The following is a 22913-nucleotide window of genomic DNA, read 5'->3' on the forward strand; positions in this document are numbered from 1 at the left end:
TTATTTTAATCAATAATTTCTAATTTTAGAAATTATAAAATAATTATACAAAAAAAAAAAAAAAAAAAAAAAGGTTTTGTTTACTTTTTTAATTAAAATTTTAAATCTTCTTTTGTTAGTCTTTATCAAATAATTTAATCCCCCGCTCTTTTGCTTTTGCCTTCTTAATTTTTTTAATTGATGCTTTAATATGATCACGACGAATTTGTTTTTTTAAGGCTGTAATCTCTTCTTTTCGTTTCTTTTTATAACCAGGTTTAACTTTTTTGTTATTATCTTTTGTTTTATAACGATGAATAATTTTATTAATTTCATTATTAATTTGTTCGGAATTTTGTTTTTTTGGTTTACTAAGCCCTAAATCAACATCCACTAATTCCTGCATTTGATTTCATTTTTGATACTTAAAAGTAATTCCTTTCGCAATTAGTTGCTGAACTAGGGTTAAATTTTTTGTATCATATAAAACATAACTATAACCAGTATAATTTGCCCGCCCAGTTCGACCACTACGATGAATATAATATTCTAAATCAATTGGTAAATCAATTGAAATAATATGACTAACCCCAATAAAATCAATTCCTCGTGCGGCAATATCACTGGCAATAACATATTTATATTCCAAATTACGAATTCGTTTTACAACTTGTGTTCTAAAACGTGGTTCTAACCCAGCATGTAATTGTGTTACAGAATAATTATGCTCTAATAATAAATCATAATATTTATTAATTTCTTCTTTTTTATTAACAAAAATTAAACATAAATAAGGATCAAATGTTTTTAAAAGTTTTAGTAAAATAGTGCTTCGTTCTTGGTGTTTAGTAGGAATTAAAATATGCGTAATATTTTGGTTAGTTATTTGATTACTATTTAAATCTAAATAATGTGGGTTTTTTAAATATTTTATTAAAAATGGTTTTAATTCTTCGGGAATTGTTGCTGAAAAAACCGAAACTTGAACATTAGGATTAACCTTACTTAAAAGATAATCAACATTTTCAATAAAACCTAAATCAAAAACCATATCACATTCATCAATAATAAATGTTGTTAATTTCCCTAACTTTAAACTTTGTTGTTCAAACAAATCCTTTAATCGCGTTGGGGTCACAACCATAATATGCGGTTGGCTTCGTTCCAATTGTTCTACTTGCCGTTTAATATCTTCGCCTCCAATAAAACAATTTACTTGTAATGCTGGCTGAAATGTTTTAAAAAAACGAATATTATCATAAATTTGCTTCGCTAACTCACGGGTTGGTGACACAATAATCGCTTGAATATTTTGTTGTTCATAATCTAAATTATTTAAAATTGGTAAACAAAAAGCAAAAGTTTTGCCAGTTCCAGTATGGGCTTTGCAAATAACATTTTGATGTTTTAACAACAATGGAATAACTTTTTCTTGGACCATTGTTGGCTCAGTAAAATTTAATTGTTTTAAACCTAAATTTAAAAAATGTTTTAAACCTAAATTATCAAAATTACTCATTGTTAGCACCCTCTCAATATCAAAATTATAACATAAATAAAAAATGAAATTATTGCTAATTTCATCATTTAAACTGTTATTTTTTAACGGCAAAATTTGCTTTTCTGATAACAGGTTTTTTACTATATTCAATTTTATAAAGTTCTTTTTCTTTGTTAAAAGCAGCTTGGGCTTGATCTAATAAATTAGTTCAGTACTCTTTTTCTTTTGCTAAAGCGGTTGGTTGTTGCTGTCCTTTTTTAACACCTTTTGTCATTTTTGCCAATGTTTTTTTAGCATGTATTTTTGTTTTTTTAAGATTTTTTTGAGCATCTAAATATTCAATTGAATAAGGGCGAGTCATTGCCTTAATCATTTTTGCAGTTATATAAAACCCAATAAGACTTAAAACTGGAATAGCAACTAATAATACAATAACAATGCTTCCTGTTACGGCGGCAAAATTTGTGCCAATCTCAAGTTCATAGTTTGGTGGTCATTGAATGATACCACCAACAACACTTCCTGGTTGTTTTAACCATTCCATTAAGTCCATTGCTTGACCATTAACAGTAACATAATTAGAATATCCTCAGCTAAAACCCCCGCTTGATACTAATTGCATTACTTTGCCAAGTCCTAATTCTGCAATTAATTGATAACCATTCCCATTAAATGTTTTAATATCATTAATATTAACGGGCAATGCTTTTCCTTCTCAATAATAACCATTATAATGAACAGTTAAAAAAGCTAATGCAAAAATTAAAATAGATAAAACAATAATTCAAATTAAAGCAATACTTCATTTTGCAAATGTCTTCATATTCCAACCTCTTTCCCCTTATTTAAGATTATTATAGTCCTAATTATTTAAAATTCTTAATTTTATTTTTCTATTTTTAATAAAACAGTAAAAATATTAATAAAAACTTTAAATAAAACAATAACTAGTTTTACTAGTTATTGTTACTATCTCTATTTGTTTTTTCTTATTTTTTTAATGAAGCTTTCTTCCCTGTTGTTTTTTTTGCACTTGTTTTTTTAGCACTACTGTTTTTTGCTAACACTTTTTTTGCAGGTTTCGCATTTCCGATTGTTTGCAATTTTTCATTTGCTTCTTTACGATTTTCTGCTTCAATTGCTTTGCGCTGTGCTGTTGTTTTTCCTAATCTCTCTTCAATTAATCTTTGGGCAGTAATTGCGGTAGTAATTGCTGAACCATCTTTGGCACGATAATCCGCGACAGTTTTAGTATAAATATCTCCAAGCGAACGATCAATTGATCTTTTCATTGCTGGAGTTGAATCCATTACTGCTTGTTCCTTAATAAATAGTCATTTTTCTTCCACACCATTTTTCGCTACTGGTTTCTTAGATGTTGACCCCTTATTAGTCTTCATAGTTTTTGTTCTTGCCATACTTAATCTCCTTTCATATAATGCTTTTTATGCTGTGTATATTTAATTAAATTAGTTTCATCCTAAAATATTATTAATTTAAGATAAATGTAATATTTTAAGGAAAACCATATTCTTTACCTTAAAATAGACTATATAATTGTATCAAATTTAGACAAATTAATAAATACCTTTTAAAAGATTATTTTAAAATGATAAAACTAACATTTTCTAGTTGTGTTATCATATAAATAGATAAAATGGACGGTGAAAAAATGAAAGTTATCAAAGTAACACCACGAGGATACTGCCTCGGAGTTGTAAAATCAATTAAATGAGCAAAAGAAGCAGCAGTCAAATATGCCGGTCGTGAAATTTATATGTTGGGATATTTAGTTCATAATCGCCATGTTATTGAAGAAATTGTTAGCTTAGGTGTGATTCCTGTTAATGACTTTAAACTCAACCGCTTAGAATTAATTAAAACATTGCCAGATAATGCCGTTGTCATATTAAGCGCACACGGAAGTGATGATCGCATTAAAGATATTGCGGCGACAAAAAACATTACTCTTGTTGACACTGAATGTGAATGAGTAACAGTAACAAAAGACTTAATTAAAGCATATTTGCAAAAAGACGACTATCAAATTATTTTCATTGGTAAACACTTTCATCCAGAAACAAATGCAATGTTAGCAATTAGTTCAACCATTAAACTTGTTACAAACGAAGAAGAAGTTGATGCAATTCTTCCTGACCTTGACCCAAATAAAAAAATTTTAATTACTAACCAAACAACTTTATCAAAAATTGATATTGAAGCAATTGTTAAGAAAATTGAAAGATTAGTTCCTAATGAAATTACTTTTAAAAATGACTTATGTAACGCAACATTAGAACGACAAAATGCAGTTTTAAATTTGGATCCAACGAGCATTGATCTTTTATTAGTGGTTGGCGATGAACGTAGTAGCAACACTTTAAAATTAGTTGAAATGGGCGAACAAATTGGGATCAAATCATATCGTATCAATGATAAAAATGATATTGACCCTAATTGATTAGTGAACAAAAGTTGTGTCGCTGTTACTGCTGGTGCTTCAACACCAAGTATAATTCAATTAGAAGTTATTCGTTTTTTAGAAAACATATAAAAAATAATTAGATGCTTTTTGATTTAAAAAAGAGCACCTAATTATTTTTGTTAACTTAAAAGTCACATCTTAAATTTTTCATACTAGAGTTCAAAATTTCATAATGCTCAACCAGTATTATTATGGTCTTAAAAAAATAATTAAAAATATTACTAACGATAGTTAATAATATTTTTAATATGATAAACAATAACTGGTAAAGTTGGAAACTTTCGTCTTAGATAACCAGCAAGAGCAGTACTAAAAAAATCTTCCATATAATGGTTAAAACAAACAACAGAAAGATGGTTTTCATTCGCTAACACTCACTGGTCTCATTTTACTTCCCCCGTAACAAAAAGGTCAACTTCATTGTTAAGTTTTGCAATAACATCCCCACCAGCACCAGCTGCTAAAGCAATCGTTGTTATTGGTTGTTGTAAATTTGTTAAATTATGTTGCACTGTTTTAATGTTAAAAATTGTTTTTAACTTTGTAATAATTTCATCAGCAGTTAATGTTACATGCCCAATTTTAGTAAAGGGATCTTTTGCAAGTGATCTAATTTTTTGTGAATTTAGTTCTTGTAAAATTAATTCATTCATTAAACCATCATAATTAGTATGTAAGGCATAAACAGAAATTTGGTGTTGCTTTAAACGTTTTAAAATTTCTTGCTTATATTGAATTTGAGATCACATTTTTTTCTTACCAAAACAAAACGGATGGTGCGTAATAATAACATTTGCTTTTTGAGCAATGGCTTCATCAAGCACTTCTGTTGTTAAATCTAAACTAACAAGAATTTGATTTACTTCCTGATGCTTCTCGCCCCATTGATAACCAGTATAATCTCACTTAGCGGCTGTCTTTACCGAAAAGTCAGTCTCAATTTCTTGATATAATTTTTTAATTAGCATTAAATCACCTTATTTATCATTTTTAATTTTATTTTGATTTCTTGATAACGTTTTGTTTTTACTGGGATTTTATTCAATAATGTTTGATAATAATCACTTTTTAACAACCACTTTTCTTGAAAAAGTTTAGTTCGTTCTTTGCGTAATAATGGTCCAAAAAGAATATCTTTCTTATTTTTAATTTTTTGTCCAGCAACTTTATTAACAACAATAATTTCATAAATAATTTCATTTTCTTGAATTAAAAGTTCTTTTTCAATAAAATACTTTGTTGCTTTAACTCATTCTCGTAAAATTGCCGGATCATCATTTGGACACAAAATATAACGATCAATTAAATCTGAATCTTGTTGTAAAATTTCAAGAATACTAGCACTACCTAGACCAGAAATAATGCATGAATCAATTTTAATATTTGCCAGTCCTTGTAAACCATTTGCTAAAATTGGGGTAATAATTTCCCCAACTTGATATTTAGCAATATTCTTTTTTGCTTGTTCCAATGGTTTTTCCGCAATATCGCAGGCATAAGCTTTAGTAATTAAATTTCCTTTAGCTAAATAAATTGGAATCATGGCATGATCTGTGCCAATATCACAAATAACATCTTTATCATTAACTTGTTTTGCAATTAATAATAAACGTTCTGATAACCTATCCATAGTTGAAAACACCTATCCTTTAAAAAAGTCTTTTAATACTTTTGCTTTTGAATTAGCTTGGTTTGGTTTAAATTTACGAATTGTCTTTGCTTCAATTTGACGAATTCGTTCGCGCGTAACTTTGAATTCTTTTCCCACTTCTTCTAAGGTTTTTGGCGAATCATATTTTGACAAGTGTTTATCAATTAATTTATTTTTACGACTTTGAACCTTTTCAATTGGTGTATCATAATGAATATCTAATGCTTTCACTGTCTGAACTAATTCTGGGAACGTTTCATCTTCACATTCTTTTGCTAATCTTAAAACTGTTCTTAATTTTGTTGGTAAAATGCCAAACCGCATTCTAATTACTTTCTCTTCACGCGCTGATAAAATCTCATGAAAAACTTCATCAATTACTTCTCGTAATGACTCTTTTTCCGCATATTCATCGGGGGTAAAAATATCTTTATCATCAACAAAATCACCAAAATGAGTATCATCTTCATCTCCAATCGGTTTTTCTAATGAAACCGGTTCAATTGACAAGCGTTTAATTTCCCGTACTTTTTCACCAGTCATGCCTTGCCCCATTTTTTCCGCAATTTCATTAAAACTTGGTTCACGACCCAATTCTTGTGTTAACTGACGTTCAATTCTTGTTAATTTATTAATGGTTTCAACCATATGCACTGGAATTCGAATTGTACGCGCTTGATCAGCAATTGCCCGCGTAATAGCTTGACGAATTCATCATGTTGCATATGTTGAAAACTTAAAGCCACGAGTATAATCAAACTTGTCAACTGCTTTCATTAAGCCAATATTTCCTTCTTCAATTAAATCTGAAAAATCCAATCCCCGGTTTAAATGCTTACGAGCAACTGATACCACTAATTTTAAGTTTGATGTAATTAATTTTTCGCGCCCATATCGTTTTTCTTCGGGATCTGATGATTCTAACATTTTTGCATATTTAATTTCTTCTTCACGCGTTAGAATTTTACTTGTTCCTAAAACATTAAAGTACGCTTTAATAATATCTTGAATTTTAGTTTCGTTTGAAATACCGCCAACTTTGTAACGTAACTTATCTTCACTTTGTTTTTTTCCTGGTTTAACTACTTCTTCAACTTCTTCGGGTTCTTCTAAGTTAACATCACTAAATTCAACGCCATTTGCAACTAGTTCTTCAAAATACTCGTCAACATCATTATCATCAATTTCAAAATGATCATTAATTAAAGTAATTAATTTTTCTTGTTCAATCTCATTGTTATTCTCTTCTAAAAATTTGTTAATATAATCCTTAAATTCATCAAAAGTTTTCATTTCTCGAATGTCTTTTTTTGATAATCCCATTTTCTCTACCCCTTTTTAAATTTTAATCGTTGGTTCATCTTATCAATTTCCATCGAAATGGTTTGTTGTTCAATTAAATTATTTGCCTTTTCTAATTTATTCCATAGCATTGCAATTTCTTTTTCGTTAGCAAAATCATCAATTAGCAGCGCATAGTCTTCTAATTCTTTCCTATTATATTTAGTTTTAATCGTTGATTTATCAATAATATCCATTAACATTTTCTTTAAATCCGGATCATTTATTTCATCGCACAACATATTAATATTAACATTTTCTGCCCCTAAATGTCTATTATAATACATAATTATATCATTTGCTAGTAGTCGATAACCATTAAAATTCAAATATGTGATTTTTGTTTGGTAAAAATCAGCCGCTTTGCGAGAACCAAGCAATTGTAACAGCATTTTTTGTTCAGCTAATATATAACGTTTTAAACTCTTAATCTTATATTTTGGTTTTTTAACAACATCAGGGCTTTTTACAATTACCCCTGTTGGTTTTTTTATTGTTGATGCTAATTTGGGTTTAAAAACTGGCGCAACTAGTTCTGAGGTCGGAACACTCGCTAAAGGTTTATGATACGCTTTAATTTGATTAATTCGAGCTTGAATTGTTTCATTTGAAATGCCAGTGATTTTTACCAAATTATTAATTGCTAATTCTTGTTCTAATGGATTGGGGCTTGCTTTAATTAACGTTCCAACAATATTAATAAACTCTGCTAACTCATTTGCTGCTTCTAAATTAAATTTATTTTTAAAATACTCAACGGCAAAATTAATTGGATGCATTGCATGGGATAACATTGTATGAATTAATTCCCCTTGTCCTTTATTAACTAATTCATCAGGGTCCTGTTGAGTTTCATTTAAAACAATTTTAACTTTTAAATTATTAGCTAATAATTTTCCAGCAACTTTTAAACTCGCATTAATTCCGGCTTGATCACCATCTAAAAAGACTAAACATTCCCCTGTTAACTTCTTAATTTCCTTAACATGATAATCACTTAAGTTAGTTCCCATTAAAGCAACAGTATTTTTAATATCTAATTTATCTAAACTAATAACATCCATATATCCTTCTAACAAAATTAAATTATTTTGTTGTCGAATGTAGGGCTTTGCTCGCTGAATATTATACATTAGTTGTTCTTTTTTAAAAACTTTTGTTTCAGGTGTGTTTAAGTATTTAGCAACTTTATCATCTTCGCCAATCACACGACCAGAAAAACCAATAATATGATTGTCCTCGTTTTTAATTGGAAACATTACACGGTTATTAAAATAATCATAAATATTACCATTTTTAATAGTAATTAATCCTGTTTGTTGAATATCATTAATGGAATATCCTTTTTTAATTAAAAAACGATATAAATGATCAAAACCACTTTCAGCATAACCAATGTTAAATAAGTCAATTTCTGCTTGGGCAATTTTTCTTGTTATTAAGTATTCTTTTGCAACATGCGCTTTTTTTGTTGCTAAATTATTACTAAAATAGGCTTCCGCTAAAAGATTAATTTCAAAAATTAATTTATCAATTTCATCATATTTTTCTTTTTCTTGATAGGCGGCTAACTCATCAAGAGAAATATTAGCCATTAGGGCAACTTTTTTTAACGCCTCAATAAAACTAATATTTTCATATTCTTGTAAAAAAGTAAAAACATTACCACCAGCCGAACAAGCAAAACAACGATAAATTTGCTTTTCTGGTGAAATACTCATTGAAGGATGTGAGTCTTGATGAAAAGGACAAACAGCTCAATAATTTCGCCCGCGTTTCTCCAACGATAAATACTCTGACATTACTGTAACAATATTTACTTTTGACCGAATTAAATCAATCTTTTCATTACTAATTAATGCCATACCTTCCTCCTCCTTTTATAATTACTTTAATAGCACATTAAGATAATCTTCTAAATCAGCAATTGCAATTCGTTTTTGTTCCATTGTATCACGATTACGAACAGTAACTTTTTGATCCTCTAATGATTCAAAGTCAAAGGTCACACAAAATGGTGTTCCAATTGCATCTTGCCGACGATAACGTTTCCCAATGTTTCCTGTTTCATCATAAGTACATTGGAACTGACTTAATAATTTTTCATATAATTGATAAGCAGTTTCGTTTAATTGTTTACTTAACGGAATAACAGCAATTTGATATGGTGCTAATAACGGACTTAGTTTTAAAACAATCCGTGAATCATTATCTCCAACTAGTTCAACATGATAAGCATCATATAATATTGCTAACAATAAACGACCAACACCAACTGATGGTTCAATTACATACGGTAAAATTTTTTTGTTTGTTTCGGGATTTAAATAAGTTAAATCTTGTTTACTCAATATGCTGTGTTGATGCAAATCAAAATCACCACGATCAGCAATTCCTCATAATTCTCCTGTTCCAAACGGAAACTTATATTCAACATCAATTGTTCGTTTAGCATAGTGTGCTAATTCACTCGCATCATGGTGGCGGAAAAAATAATTTTTCGGATTTAAATTAATTAAATTTAAGAACTTAGTAACTTCTTTAACTCAATATTCAAATCAATCTGTTTGATCATTTGGATCATAAAAAAATTCTAACTCCATTTGTTCAAATTCACGTGTTCGAAAAATAAAATTTCCTGGTGTGATTTCATTCCGAAATGACTTTCCAATTTGGCCAATTCCAAACGGCAATTTTTTGCGTAATGAGCGTTGGACGTTTTTAAAATTAACAAAAATACCTTGGGCTGTTTCTGGACGTAAGTAGATCATTGATTTTTCATCTTCAATTACCCCTTGATTTGTTCTAAACATTAATTCAAACTGACGAATATCAGTAAAATCATGCGCCCCACAATTTGGACATAACAAGTTTTTTTCCTCAATAAAAGCTTTTAATTGTTCATTACTTCATCCTCCACAATTAAGCTCCGGATAATTATCTTCAATTAATTTATCTGCACGCATACGGGTTTTACATTTTTTGCAATCTAATAATGGATCAGCAAAATTCCCTAAATGTCCTGAAGCCTTTCACACACTATTATTCATTAAAATTGCACTATCAAGACCAACATTATACTTTGACTTTGTAATAAAATGTTGTCATCATAAATTTTTTAAATTTCGTTCTAATTCAACACCTAATGGACCAAAATCTCAGCTATTTGCTAATCCACCATAAATTTCACTACCTTGAAAAACAAAACCTTGTGATTTCAAATGATTAACAACTTCTTCTAATGTATATTGCATTAAATATAACTCCTTCTTATTTCTCTAACCTTAATTATACTATGTTATTATTTAAAATAGATTGATTTTTTCTGCATTTCATAAATACTATAAGAAAAAATCCCAACCTTTGTTAAATAATACTCACATAACATTTTAAATAATATAATCATTTCCTTTATATTGATTTTGTTATGAAAGTAAAAATTATCTAATGGGGTAGTACTAAAAATTTTAACTAATTCAATTGAAAAAAGATAATCTGTTGGTAAATAACAGTTTTTACAAATATATCCTTCTTCAATAAAACTAATTGTTTTAATATTAGTTTTGCCACCACAACGTTTACACATTGTTAGATTTCATTGTAATCCGTACCATCGCAAACTTTGCAACATAAAAACAATGACCACACTTAAATTATCTTCTCAAGCAACTAAATTATCTAATGCTGTTGTTAGTAAATCATATAATTTTAAATCAGCAAAGCGTTCTTCAACCGCTTGTTCAGTAATTTCACAAAGTAGTGTTGCTAGTAAGTAATCATCATAATTTTGCGTTAATTTAATTCGTGTTACTACTAAATTTCCTGTTTTTAATTTACTTAGTTTATTTGCCTGATAAGATAAAAATATTTCAAATTCACTAGTTGCTAATAATTGTACCGCATATTGATTTTTTGAAGTAATTTTCCGAACTCCCGGCGCAACAAATCCTAATTTTCCTAATTCTTTGGTAAACACCGTTATAATTTCACTGTCATCTTCATAACTTTGTTTGTTAATAACAATGCCAGTAACTTTCGTTGTCATTATTGCTTAGTAACTTTCTTTGTTATATCCTAAACGAGCAATCATTGATGGTTTATCACGTCATTTTTCAACTACTTTAACAAATAATTCTAAAAATATTTTTGTTCCCAAAATTTGTTCTAATTCCAAACGAGCTTGTGTTCCAATTTCTTTAATTAACCGCCCATTTTTACCAATCACAATCCCTTTTTGCGAATCACGTTCAACACAAATTGATGCCATAATTTTTAACAATGTTGGTTGTTCTTCAACCTTGTCAATTAAAATTGCGACACTATGGGGAATTTCATCTTCTGTTAAAAGCAAAATCTTTTCGCGAATAATTTCACGAATTAAAAACTTTTCTGGCTGATCAGTTAACATATCATCGGGATAATATTGTGGGCCTTCTGTCAAATGATCTTTTAATAGTGCTAATAAATTAAGAACATTTTCATGCTTTAATGCTGAAATTGGAATAACAGCTGTAAAATCATGCACTTTTTCTCATTCAGCAATTTTAACCATTAAATCTCCTTTTGACACTAAATCAATTTTAGTAACAACTAAAATAATCGGAACCCCTCGCTCTTGTAACGCTTTAATAATATAGCGATCATTATCCCCAATGTGTTCATTTACGGGTGCTAAAAATAAAATAACATCTGCTGCTTTTGTTGTTGACAAAGCAACTTTGTTCATAAATTTGCCCATTTCATGATGCGCTTTATGAATTCCTGGCGTATCCATAAAAACAATCTGTGCTTCCTTGTCATTATAAATTCCTTGAATCCGATTTCGCGTTGTTTGTGCTTTTGCTGTCACAATTGCGACTTTATTATTTAAAATTGTATTTAATAATGTTGACTTCCCCACATTTGGACGGCCAACAATTGCCACAAACCCTGATTTAATTGTCATTTTTATCACCTCGTAGTTAACTTAATTATAAAGGAAAATCATTCAAAAAATTATTATTTTAAAACTCAAATGCAATTTGATCATCTAGTGATAAGTCTTTTAAAATGCCAAGTTCTTCAAACGATTCTAAATGAGCTTTTGTAATATTTGTTCGTTTTTGTAAATCAGCAATTGATAAGAATGGTTTCTCATTCCGTGCATTAATGATACTGTCTCCAACTGCCCCTCCCAAACCATCAATAGCAGAAAAAGGTGGTAAAATTATTTTTTCATGATTATCATTTTCAACAACAGTAAAATTTTTATTCATACTTGTTTTTAAATCAATATTATTCATTTTAATCCCCCGTGCATACATTTCAAGGGCAATTTCATAAACCGGAATTAAATCTTTTTCTTTTTGTGATGGCTTATTTGGCGCATTAAAGTCTTTATTATCAAGACGAACTTGAATATCGCGTAAAACTTGCTTAATTGTTTCAGCTCCCTTTAAGATTGTTTTAATGTCAAAAACATCAGTTCTAGTTGAAAAGAATGTTGCATAATATTCAACTGGATAATTTATTTTAAACCAAGCCACTCGTCACGCCATCAAGACATATGCTGTTGCATGTGCTTTAGGGAACATATATTTAATCTTATTACATGACTCAATGTATCATTGTTCAACATTATTTTTCCGCATTAATTGCTCGTGTTCGGCTGTTAGCCCTTTTCCCTTTCGTACATCTTCCATAATTTTAAAAGCACTTTGTGCTGGTAATCCTTTATAAATTAAATTAACCATAATATCATCACGACACCCAATAACTTCTGAAATTCGAATATTTTGGTTACGAATTAGATCTTGAGCATTTCCAATTCAGACATCGGTTCCATGCGATAACCCTGAAATTTGCACTAAATCGGCAAAAGAAGTTGGTTTAGTATCTAATAACATTTTGCGAACAAAAAAGGTCCCAAACTCTGGAATTCCAATTGCTCCAGTTTTTTCACCATTAATATCTTCTGGTTTAATTTTTAAAACATCTAAACTACGAAAAAGACTCAACACTGCTTCGTCATTGGTTGGAATGGTTTTTGGATCAATCCCAGTTAAATCTTCTAACATTCGTAAGGCTGTTGGATCAACATGTCCTAAAATATCTAGTTTTAAAACATTATCATGAATCGCATGAAAATCAAAATGTGTTGTTAATCAATTTGACTTAATATCATCAGCGGGAAAATTAACCGGAGTAAATTCCTCAACTTGATATTCCTTTGGAATAACAACAATCCCCCCCGGATGTTGACCAGTTGTTCGTTTAACACCTTCACACCCTTTTGCAATTCGTTCTAATTCTGCTCGGCGTTTTAAATGTAACATATTTTTATTTTCAAAATAGCCCTTAACATATCCATAGGCCGTTTTTTCTGCCACAGTAGAAATTGTTCCAGCACGATACACGTTTCGTTCACCAAACATTTCCTTTGTAAAATCATGTGCAATTGGTTGATACTCACCAGAAAAGTTTAAGTCAATATCAGGAACTTTATCCGCTTCAAATCCTAAGAATGTTTCAAACGGAATATCATGTCCTTCTCCTTTTAATGGCTGCTGACACTTTGGACAATTACGAGCTGGTAAATCATAACCACACTTCACAGATCCATCAACAATAAACTCACTATAAGTACAATTTGGACATAAATAATGTGGCTGTAACGGATTAACTTCCGTAATATTACTCATTGTTGCAACAAAACTACTTCCAACACTTCCCCGTGAACCAACTAAATAACCATCTTGTAATGATTTATCAACTAATTTATGAGCAATTCAATAAATAACAGCAAAGCCATGTTTAATAATTGCATTCAATTCACGTTCTAATCGCTTTGCTACAATTTCTGGTAATGGATTACCATAAATTTTATAAGCATTTTGATAACACAATTCCTTTAAAAGTTCATTGCTACCATCAATTTTTGGCGTATATAATTTGTCTTTAATAATTTCAACTTTCTCAACTTGATTTGCAATAATATTTGCATTTGTAACAACAATTTCTTGAATTAATGTTTCATCATTTAAAAATTTAAACTCATTTAACATTTCGGTTGTTGTTCGTAAAAATTGATCAGGGTAATCAGTAACTCGTTGTTTATAATCATACAAGGGATGTGGTCTCCCCCCAATTCCTTTTGCATTAATATAAACCTCACGAAAAATCTTATCTTCCGGATTAAGATAATGAACATCACCTGTTGCCACAACTAATTTATTTAATTTTTTGGCGGTATAAATAATATCTTTAATCACTGTTAATAAACGTTCTTCTGTTAAATCACCCATTTGAACCAAATGTTTATAAACACTTGGTGGTTGAATTTCAATATAATCATAAAAACTAATAACTTCTGTTAACTCGCTAAGATCTTTATTCCGAGCAACTTCAAAAACATCACCATTGACACACGATGATCCAATTAATAAATTAGCACGATGTTCGTTAATTACACTACGTAATAATTTTGGGGATGAATAAAAATATGTCGTATGTGCCGCAGTAATTAATTTAAATAAATCTAATAATCCCTGTTGATTTTTAGCAAGAATTGTCATATGTTTTGGTCGTAACTTTTTATAAACTGCAGGATCATGAATTTGGTCAATATCATCATCAAATTCCACACCATAAACATTAATCATTTTTCGTAGTTGGTGCTCATAAACATCAGTCAAGACAATCGCATCATAGTCCCCACGGTGGGCTACTTCTTCATTATAAATAACATTATAACAACGAGCAATTGTTCCTAAACGATAGTTCTTTAAATTTGGTTCTAAAATCCTTGACAGTTGCAAAGTATCAATAACAGTGTTATTAATTTTAGAACGCCCTGCTTTTTCTAACCATGATTGAATAAAACCTAAGTCAAATTCGGCATTATGGGCAATTAAAATCGCATCTTTAAAATACTCTAAAATTTGGTCAATTGATTCAATAAAAGTTGGTTTATCAGCTAATAATTCATCAGTAATCCCTGTTAACTCTGTTGTAAAAGAAGATAACTTAATTGTTGGCTTAAATAAATGGTTAATAATTTTTCGTTCGCCACTAATCCCATCCATAATAACTGCTCCAAACTCAATAATTTCATCATAACTACTACTCAAACCAGTTGTTTCTAAGTCAAAAATAACATATTTGGCTGTTCGTAAATCATGATGATGGGGATTTTTAACATACCAAACTTTGTCATCAAGCATATCCGCTTCCACCCCATAAATAACTTTGATGTCTGGATATTTCATATTAATATTATAAATTTCAGGATAAGCTTGCACATTCAAGTGATCAGTAAAAGCAATTGCCGAATGATTTCAATGTTTCAATGTTTTAAAAAGAGCTGGAATATCAACAACACCATCCATTGCACTCATTTTCGTATGCAAATGTAATTCCACTCGTTTTTCAAGAGCATTGTCTTCTCGATATAAGTCTTCGCGGTCTAATCGTGCAATTTTTTTAATAAAAAGCATTTGTTCATTAGCATAAGTATCGTAGCGAATGTCACCAAAAATGCTAACTCATTCATCGACTTTTAATCCTTCAAAAAAATCATCTGCTTGTTCAGTGCGCGTAAAAAATTTACCAGCAATAGTATCACTATAGTCAGTTACCGTAATTGTATAAATAAATTTTTTTGTTGAAATTAATTGCCGGTCCTTATTAACAATTTTGCCATAAATTGTTACATTAGGGGCATCTTGATCAATATCAATAAGGCGTTCATAACTGACTTCCCCCATTTTGCCTTTTATATAATTACTAGTTCCATTCCGAGGTTGAGTTGTTGAAATTGCAGGCTTTAAGGTTAAACTTTCATTTTTTTGTTGATTTTCCTGATATTTTATTAATTCTTGTTCATTAATTTCTAAAATATTATTTTCTTGTAAATCAACGATTAAATCTAAACGTAAATTATTAAAACCATAACGACGTAATTTGTTTTCATAATAATGACAATGTTCACTAACAAGTTTTTTTTCACTATCCGAATGAACAATAATCTTTAACACGTTATCGGCCAAAGAAAAACGTGATGGTGGTAATTTACTAAAAAAACTATTTTTTAATTCTGATTTATTAAAACGAATGTATTCTAAATAAGTAAAAATAGTTTCCAATTGATAAGTTTTATTTCTTACCTGAAATGAAACTTTTGTTGGTAACGTTGAATTTTTTAATAAAGTTGTTTCTAATTTTAATAAGACATCAGTTGGTAAGAAATCATTAATTTCAATAATAACACGAAAAAACGATTCACTTGTACTGTACTCACTTTTAACAATTTTTGCATCAGCAAAATAATTATCCGTAAATTCTAAGTTGTTAACTGTAAATAGTTTTGTCAATTGTTGATCCATTTGTCATCCCTCATCTATCCTTCGCTTTTAAAAAAAGACATCTTTAATTGTTATTCCAATAAATAATAAAATAAAGAGCACTGCCCCCGTAACATTAATAATGATTTTTGCTTTATGCGGGAGCTGTCAATTTTGTTCTTTTGTTTGATATTTTTCTAGTAATAACTTTTGTTCGGTTGGATTATGACGATGTTTTCAAATTTGAAAACGTCCTTTCAAACGTTTCCCACCGCCAACAATTCCTTCAATTAATGTTTCTAAGAATTTGTATCCATCTAAAGGGGGAATGGGAATTAAGTTTAAAACAAATAAGTTTGCTGATAACATTGCAACATACATAAAAAATAATGCTGGCCCTTCTGTTAATATTGATGAAACTGTTTTAGCAATTCCAACTGGTCCTGATAATTGTCCCCATTGACCAGTAAATAATAATCCAAATGATTTTAAAATTGTCACTGATTCTGTAAAAGTTTCTCGTCAACCATAACCATAAGCTTGGGCTGTTGAAACAAACTGACGATCAGGCGCTCGAATCCCAACCGTATAAGTATTACCAGTTATTTTTAATTCAACTGGTTCTGTTTGAAATAAACGATCATTTGGGGCAGTTGTTACTTCTTTTTTATTATTAACCCGGACAAAATCTAATGTAATAAAATTAACACGGTGTTGGGGGTCACTTTGATCATATTGTTTTTTTAAATTATTAATAAAATTATAAACAGTTGTTTGATAATTTGGAATATTATGAATAGTACCAATATGACTCGCTAAAATCTTATTAGCAGCATTGTTCGGATCATCAGAATTGTGATCGCGATAAAAGTTTTGTGCTGCTTTAACAGCTGTTTGGTTCGGACCTAACCAATAATTTAAAATAACAATATCTTGGCCAATTGGAATTTTACTTGTCATCAAGGCATTATATGCGGCACCACCAACATCATATTTGGCCCCTCAATATGTCATATCAGATGGTTTAGCATTTAAAGCAGCAAAGGTTGTTGTAAAAATAAAAACAGCAATAAAAAAATTCATTAAAGCTCCTGCCACAATAAAAATTAACCGTTTTCATTTGGCAATGTTTTCCATTTTTCGTTCTTTTGGTACTTCCTCTTCTTCGCGCCCTTTTGGGGGGTCAACCAATTCACTAGCAATATAAACATAACCACCAAAAGGAAAAATTCGAATTGAATAACGCGTTTCTTTTTTTCCTCAAGAAAAAATCTTTGGCCCAAAACCAATTGCAAACTCATAAACATATGCTCCCGACAATTTTGCAATAACAAAATGGGCAAATTCATGAATTGTAACTAGCATTAATAAAATTATAATTCCAATTACAAATCCTAAAACTATCATTCCCGCTGACATTTATTAACTAACTCCTAACCATATTTTTTCGTACCATTATTTTTCGGAAAAATAATTAATAATTTCTCTTTTAATAGTATCATTTAATTGTTTTATTTGCTGATAATTAGATAGTTTTTGTGGTTTAATTTTATCCATAAAAAATTCAATGTAATCAACAATTTGATAAAACTTAATTTTTCCGGCTAAAAATAGCAAACGCAACTGTTCATTGGCAACATGAAAAGCAACAGCTAAAGCATTGTTTTCATTTAAACAACGATATGCTAATTGTAATGCTTTTCACCGTAGTAAATCTGCCTTTTGAAATGTTAAAGTCATTAAATCACTAAAATCCAACGGTTTTAATAAAGGATTTTTTTTCCGAAGTGGATAATAGAAAAAATAATTCAAAACTTGCAACATTGTTGGCTGTGATAATTGTGCTATGATTGAATAATCTTCATATTGCACTGCTGAGTGTAAAATTGATTGCGGATGCAACACAACAGTAATGTTTTTTGTCTTAAATAAATGATATGCCTCAATAATTTCAAAGGCTTTATTAACCATTGTGGAAGAATCAATCGTAATATTTTGACCCATTTGTCAATTTGGATGAGACAAAGCTTGACTTTCATCAATTGTTGTTAATTCAGTTAGTGTTTTGTTAGCAAACATTCCTCCCGAAGCAGTTAAAATAATCTCTTGTACAGCATTATTTTGTTCTAAGCATTGAAAAATAGCACAATGTTCAGAATCAATTGGGAACAACTGGTTTTGGTGTGCTACTAGCAACTGATTAATTAAATCTCCTGCCAATACTAATGATTCTTTATTTGCCAATAATAAAGTCCGCTGATGTCCTTGCAAAGTCTGTAAAGTTGGATATAACCCAGCAAATCCTCCTATAGCATTCAGAACGAATGCTGTTTGAAAAGTTGCTAAAATTTGGTCAAAACCATCTTCACCTGTCACAAAAGTAATTGCTGGATATTTAGCAGCTAATGTTGCTTGCTGATTAGCATTCGCAACATGAACCATCTTAATTGTTGGGTGTGTCTGTAATATTTTCTCAAGAATCACCACATTGTGATAAACACTAACGGCCCTTAGGATAAAATCATTTGGATTAGTTTTTACAATTTGTAAGGCTTGTTGACCAATAGATCCGGAAACCCCAAAAATAATAAGTTCGCGCATTAACAATTAACGCTGTAATGCCACATTCGAAATAATAAACATTACAAAAAAGACTAACGAAAATGAATCCAAACGATCTAAAATACCACCATGGCCAGGTAATAAATTACTAAAATCTTTAATATCATAACGACGTTTAATTCAAGAAAATGATAAATCACCTAATTGTGATAAAATACTCAACACAAAAGCTAACAAAACATAAATAACATAACGCATGACATTTTTATCATTATCATTTGAAAAGAAATTAAAAACCCAGTTTTTTTCATCCCCAAAATTAAACATTAAAACAGCATACGCAATAGCAATTCCCGCCGCCATAATTGTTCCTGTCAAAGCTCCTTCTCACGTTTTGTTTGGTGAAACATTTGGCGCTAATTTGTGTTTTCCGTAACTAACTCCCCCAACAAAAGCAAAAGTATCAGTTAAAATGATAATTAATGCTAATCAAACAACACTGCTTCAACCATAATCAGGATTTAACATAAATTTATTCATTGCTTTTAAAGCAAAAATTAAGTATAACGTAAAAATTAATACTAAAGTCATCTTTCCAAATGTAATTTCTTTTGAACTAAAAGTTAAACAATAATATACTAAAATTGCACATAAATAAATAACAAAAATAATTCATGGTTTTAATCAATTTCAATTTAATAACGTATAAAACGGATAATTAATGGCCCCAATGCCACCATAATTGTCTGCAACAGATTCAGCGGGAAACAAAAATAAGAAAAGCATTAATAAATAAGTAATAACTTGGGTATAAATTGGTCACTTTGTTCCACCCACTAACCGTAGAATTTCATAATTAACTAATCCTAAAATCACGGCATTAATACCAATAAAAACATAATTCGCAATTTCAATATGAGTAACTTTATCATGTCATTCTGTGGCAATTGCACCAGTAAAGAGATATAACCCTAAAAAAATTAATAAAACATAAAAGGTAATATGGCGAGCAACATATTTTTTTTGAAACATTCCTTTTTTTTGTTCAATTTTATTTGTTTCGGTAATATTATTACCTTTTGTGTCTGATGGTGCATTTGTTTCATCAACAAGGACATTATCTTGCTTATTATTCATCACTTTTAACCCCTCCAAATCTTCTATTTCTATTATTATAATCTAATATTGCTGTTCACAAAGCATTTTCATCAAATTCTGGTCAAAATATATTTGTAAAATATAATTCAGCATAACAATTTTGTAACAACAAAAAATTACTTAAGCGTTGTTCACCACCACAACGAATCATTAAATCAACGGGTGGTAAATTTTTGGTATATAAATAATTAAACAAAGTTTTTTCATCAACTACAGATAACTGAGCTGTTAACATTTCATTAATAGCAGTAAGCAATTCTTCAATTGCCCCATAATCAAAGGCAAAAGTTAGTACCAAGCCACTATTGTCCTTCGTCTGCCTAATAGCTTCGTTAATTGCAGCTAATGTTTTTGCTGGCATTTTTGTTGTCCGACCAATATGATTTAACACAATATTCTCATTTTTAAAATTATTTACTTGTTTATGATTCAGCAATCGCTCTGGCATTGCCATTAAATAAGCAACTTCACTTTTACTACGCTTTCAATTTTCAGTTGAAAAACAATAAAGGGTTAAATATTTAACGCCTAATGCATTTGCTTTTAAGGCAACTTCTTTAATTCGTTTTGCGCCTTCTTCATGCCCAGCGGTTCGCTTTAAACCTTGCTTTGTTGCTCAACGACCATTACCATCTAAAATAATAGCAATATGTTGCGGTACATTCATATCCCTTGTTCCTTCTTTCTTGTCTTACTTATTATTTATTATATCGGGCATAATAAAAAATGAAAGTTTATACTTCCATTAGTTCTTTTTCTTTTAATGCTCCTTTTTCATCAAGTTTTTTAATAAAACTATCTGTTAATTTTTGAATTTCTCCTTCGTAGTATTTTTTATCATCATCAGTTAAATTAGCATCTTTTTTAATTTGTTCATTACTATCACGACGTTCATTGCGAATTGCAATTTTAAAATGTTCAACTTCTTTTCACATATCTTTTACTAACATTTTACGACGTTCTTCTGTTAAAGGAGGAATATTTAAACGAATTAAATCTGCTTCTGAATTTGGTGATAATCCTAAATCTGATTTATTAATTGCTGTAACAATTAAACTAATTGTTCCCCGATCATAAGGTTTAATTACTAATTGGCGCGCCTCAGGAACCATAATATTAGCTAATTGTTGAATTGGCGTTAATGTTCCATAATAATCAATCATAATATGTGCCAGCATATTTGGATTAGCTCGACCAGTACGAATCTTTACTAATTCATTTTCAAATGACCCTAAGACTTTTGTCATCTTATCTTTTGTTTGGTTAATAATTTCTTGTGACATTTATTTTTTTCCTCCTGTAACGACTGTTGAACGAGCGTTCCCATGTGCTGCCTTATAAATATTATCTGGTTCATTAATGTCAAAAACAACAATTTTAACATTATCTTCCATTGCTAAACTTGATGCTGTTAAATCCATCACTTTTAATTGCTTTTCTTGTAATTCATTTAAACTAATATTATCAAATCGAATTGCATCAGAGTTTTCGTGTGGATCTTTGTCATAAATTCCATCAACACCATTCTTGGCCATTAACATCACATCCGCATCAATTTCAATTGCCCGAATCGTTGCGGCAGTATCAGTTGTAAATTTTGGTTGGCCCGTTCCACCAGCCATAATAACAATTGCCCCTTTTTCTAAAGCAGCCTTTGCTTTCTTAAATAAATATGGTGATGCTACTTCTGGAACTTGAATTTTTGAAGTTACAACAACATTTTCACTTCCTTCATTTTTTAAAACTGCTTCTAATGCTAATGCATTCATAACCGTTGCTAACATTCCCATATAATCTGCACTAATCGGATTCATATTAATACTATCAGCACGATTACCACGTCAAATATTGCCACCACCAACAACAATTGCAATTTGAAGTCCTTCTTTTTGTAATTTAACAATTTGTCTAGCAATGTCATGAATTCTCTTTGAGTCATACAAGTCATCAGGATTTCCTAATGCTTCACCAGACAATTTTAATAAAACACGCTTATATTGTAATGCCATTATAACATTCCTCTCTTTTTCTTTTTTATTCCTAATATATTATAAATTGTTTTAAAAAAATAAGCAAAATAAAATTAGTCTTGGTTCCAATTATTTCATCCTATCTTTAAGAAAAAAATTGAATTCTAGCATAAATTTATCCCTAATAAGTAAGACAAGTTTCTGTCATTAAAAAATTATCAAATCAAATAAGCAAAAAGAACTTACTAAAACATAAATTTAACCAAATGAAACCAAATTTAATAGGAACTACTGATGTCACTATCATTAAACATAGTCATATTAAAAAATCTAATTTAATTCATTGATTTAACATTAAAAAAATACTTGCTTATACAATCTCAAATTCAATAACAACTTCAGGATTAATAAGCACTTTATTAAAAAGAATAGCAACAATTCCAAATAAAAAAGATCTGAAAAAACTAATAATTCATTCAGATCAAAGTGTAATTTATATTACTACAAAGTACATCTAATTCGGTAAAAAATATAAATGTAAAATACTTTTTTCAATATTTAATTTATATCATCTGATAATCATAAATCAAAATTTATGTTACTATTTGGTTCATAAATAAACTTATCATTATTTTTTAATGTAACTTTAAATTTAACATTCATAAAACTAAATTTTATATCAGTTGCATTTAAAATTTGATTTAAATCAGGACCAACCTTCACCTTCACTGGGTTACCTTCCTTATCAGTAACTGGTTTACCATCCTTATCTGTCTTGTCAACTTCTTTAAACATTGTTATTGTTTTAAAATCTTCTCATTGATCATTTTTATTTTTAAGTTGTAACTTAACTGTTCCAGCAATCATTGTAACATTATTGTGGTCTATTTCACTATTACTTAAACCTAGGTTTTGTAAAATATATTTGCTAGCAAATTGCATAATA

19 protein-coding genes are annotated in these 22913 nt (G+C 29.6%); 1 reads left to right on the forward strand and 18 read right to left on the reverse strand.

The window, feature by feature from the left end; genetic code table 4:
* Nucleotides 1-115 precede the first annotated feature (115 nt).
* From E7Y35_RS02330 to E7Y35_RS02340, 3 genes are all read right to left on the reverse strand, one after another.
* Nucleotides 116-1498 (reverse strand): DEAD/DEAH box helicase, encoded by a 1383-nt coding sequence (locus tag E7Y35_RS02330; protein WP_283272738.1) that lies wholly within the window; start codon nt 1496-1498, stop codon nt 116-118.
* Between the two features lie 76 nt (nt 1499-1574).
* Entirely contained in the window at nt 1575-2303 is a 729-nt protein-coding gene (locus tag E7Y35_RS02335) for a hypothetical protein (protein WP_283272739.1), read from the reverse strand.
* A 166-nt stretch (nt 2304-2469) separates the two neighbouring features.
* A complete protein-coding gene (locus tag E7Y35_RS02340; RefSeq protein WP_283272740.1) occupies nt 2470-2898 on the reverse strand; it encodes a hypothetical protein in 429 nt (142 codons plus the stop codon).
* 254 nt (nt 2899-3152) lie between these two features.
* Here E7Y35_RS02340 and ispH point away from each other — a divergent pair, with 254 nt between their 5' ends.
* Nucleotides 3153-4034, forward strand: a complete 882-nt coding sequence (gene ispH / locus E7Y35_RS02345) for a 4-hydroxy-3-methylbut-2-enyl diphosphate reductase (RefSeq protein ID WP_283272741.1) — start codon at nt 3153-3155, stop codon at nt 4032-4034.
* A 152-nt stretch (nt 4035-4186) separates the two neighbouring features.
* Here the strand turns inward: ispH and E7Y35_RS02350 are convergent, their stop codons facing one another.
* The 15 genes from E7Y35_RS02350 to E7Y35_RS02420 all read right to left on the reverse strand — a co-directional run bounded on the left by E7Y35_RS02350 (nt 4187) and on the right by E7Y35_RS02420 (nt 22909).
* A complete protein-coding gene (locus E7Y35_RS02350) occupies nt 4187-4933 on the reverse strand; it encodes a Nif3-like dinuclear metal center hexameric protein (RefSeq protein ID WP_283272742.1) in 747 nt (248 codons plus the stop codon).
* Nucleotides 4933-5595 (reverse strand): tRNA (adenine(22)-N(1))-methyltransferase, encoded by a 663-nt coding sequence (locus E7Y35_RS02355; RefSeq protein WP_283272743.1) that lies wholly within the window; start codon nt 5593-5595, stop codon nt 4933-4935. The genes E7Y35_RS02350 and E7Y35_RS02355 overlap by 1 nt, the downstream gene beginning before the upstream one ends.
* Before the next feature lie 12 nt (nt 5596-5607).
* Nucleotides 5608-6939: a sigma-70 family RNA polymerase sigma factor gene (locus tag E7Y35_RS02360; protein ID WP_283272744.1), complete on the reverse strand. Its 1332-nt coding sequence runs from the start codon at nt 6937-6939 to the stop codon at nt 5608-5610.
* Nucleotides 6940-6944: 5 nt separating this feature from the next.
* Nucleotides 6945-8822, reverse strand: coding sequence for a DNA primase (gene dnaG / locus E7Y35_RS02365; protein ID WP_283272745.1), 1878 nt, complete (start codon nt 8820-8822; stop codon nt 6945-6947).
* Nucleotides 8823-8843: 21 nt separating this feature from the next.
* Nucleotides 8844-10211 (reverse strand): glycine--tRNA ligase, encoded by a 1368-nt coding sequence (locus E7Y35_RS02370; RefSeq protein ID WP_283272746.1) that lies wholly within the window; start codon nt 10209-10211, stop codon nt 8844-8846.
* A gap of 47 nt (nt 10212-10258) precedes the next feature.
* On the reverse strand, nt 10259-11002 hold the full coding sequence (gene recO / locus E7Y35_RS02375; protein WP_283272747.1) for a DNA repair protein RecO: 744 nt from the start codon (nt 11000-11002) through the stop codon (nt 10259-10261).
* 6 nt (nt 11003-11008) lie between these two features.
* The gene (era, locus tag E7Y35_RS02380) at nt 11009-11902 is read right to left on the reverse strand and encodes a GTPase Era (RefSeq protein ID WP_283272748.1); all 894 of its coding nucleotides are present in this window, start codon (nt 11900-11902) and stop codon (nt 11009-11011) included.
* A gap of 58 nt (nt 11903-11960) precedes the next feature.
* Nucleotides 11961-16319 (reverse strand): PolC-type DNA polymerase III, encoded by a 4359-nt coding sequence (locus tag E7Y35_RS02385; protein ID WP_283272749.1) that lies wholly within the window; start codon nt 16317-16319, stop codon nt 11961-11963.
* 27 nt (nt 16320-16346) lie between these two features.
* A complete protein-coding gene (rseP, locus tag E7Y35_RS02390; RefSeq protein WP_283272750.1) occupies nt 16347-17696 on the reverse strand; it encodes an RIP metalloprotease RseP in 1350 nt (449 codons plus the stop codon).
* Between the two features lie 36 nt (nt 17697-17732).
* Nucleotides 17733-18878 carry a 1-deoxy-D-xylulose-5-phosphate reductoisomerase gene (gene dxr / locus E7Y35_RS02395; protein WP_283272751.1) on the reverse strand — a complete coding sequence of 382 codons (1146 nt, stop codon included), beginning with the start codon at nt 18876-18878 and terminating at the stop codon, nt 17733-17735.
* 6 nt (nt 18879-18884) lie between these two features.
* Nucleotides 18885-19976: a phosphatidate cytidylyltransferase gene (locus E7Y35_RS02400; RefSeq protein WP_283272752.1), complete on the reverse strand. Its 1092-nt coding sequence runs from the start codon at nt 19974-19976 to the stop codon at nt 18885-18887.
* Nucleotides 19969-20664, reverse strand: a complete 696-nt coding sequence (gene uppS, locus E7Y35_RS02405; protein WP_283272753.1) for a polyprenyl diphosphate synthase — start codon at nt 20662-20664, stop codon at nt 19969-19971. Before uppS ends, E7Y35_RS02400 begins: the two co-directional genes overlap by 8 nt.
* Before the next feature lie 67 nt (nt 20665-20731).
* The gene (frr, locus tag E7Y35_RS02410; protein ID WP_283272754.1) at nt 20732-21280 is read right to left on the reverse strand and encodes a ribosome recycling factor; all 549 of its coding nucleotides are present in this window, start codon (nt 21278-21280) and stop codon (nt 20732-20734) included.
* Nucleotides 21281-22006, reverse strand: a complete 726-nt coding sequence (pyrH, locus tag E7Y35_RS02415; RefSeq protein WP_283272755.1) for a UMP kinase — start codon at nt 22004-22006, stop codon at nt 21281-21283.
* Between the two features lie 519 nt (nt 22007-22525).
* Nucleotides 22526-22909 carry a hypothetical protein gene (locus tag E7Y35_RS02420; RefSeq protein ID WP_283272756.1) on the reverse strand — a complete coding sequence of 128 codons (384 nt, stop codon included), beginning with the start codon at nt 22907-22909 and terminating at the stop codon, nt 22526-22528.
* Nucleotides 22910-22913: the final 4 nt, after the last annotated feature.

The sequence above is a fragment of the Spiroplasma sp. SV19 genome (genome assembly GCF_030060925.1).
Classification (GTDB): domain Bacteria; phylum Bacillota_I; class Bacilli_A; order Mycoplasmatales; family Mycoplasmataceae; genus Spiroplasma.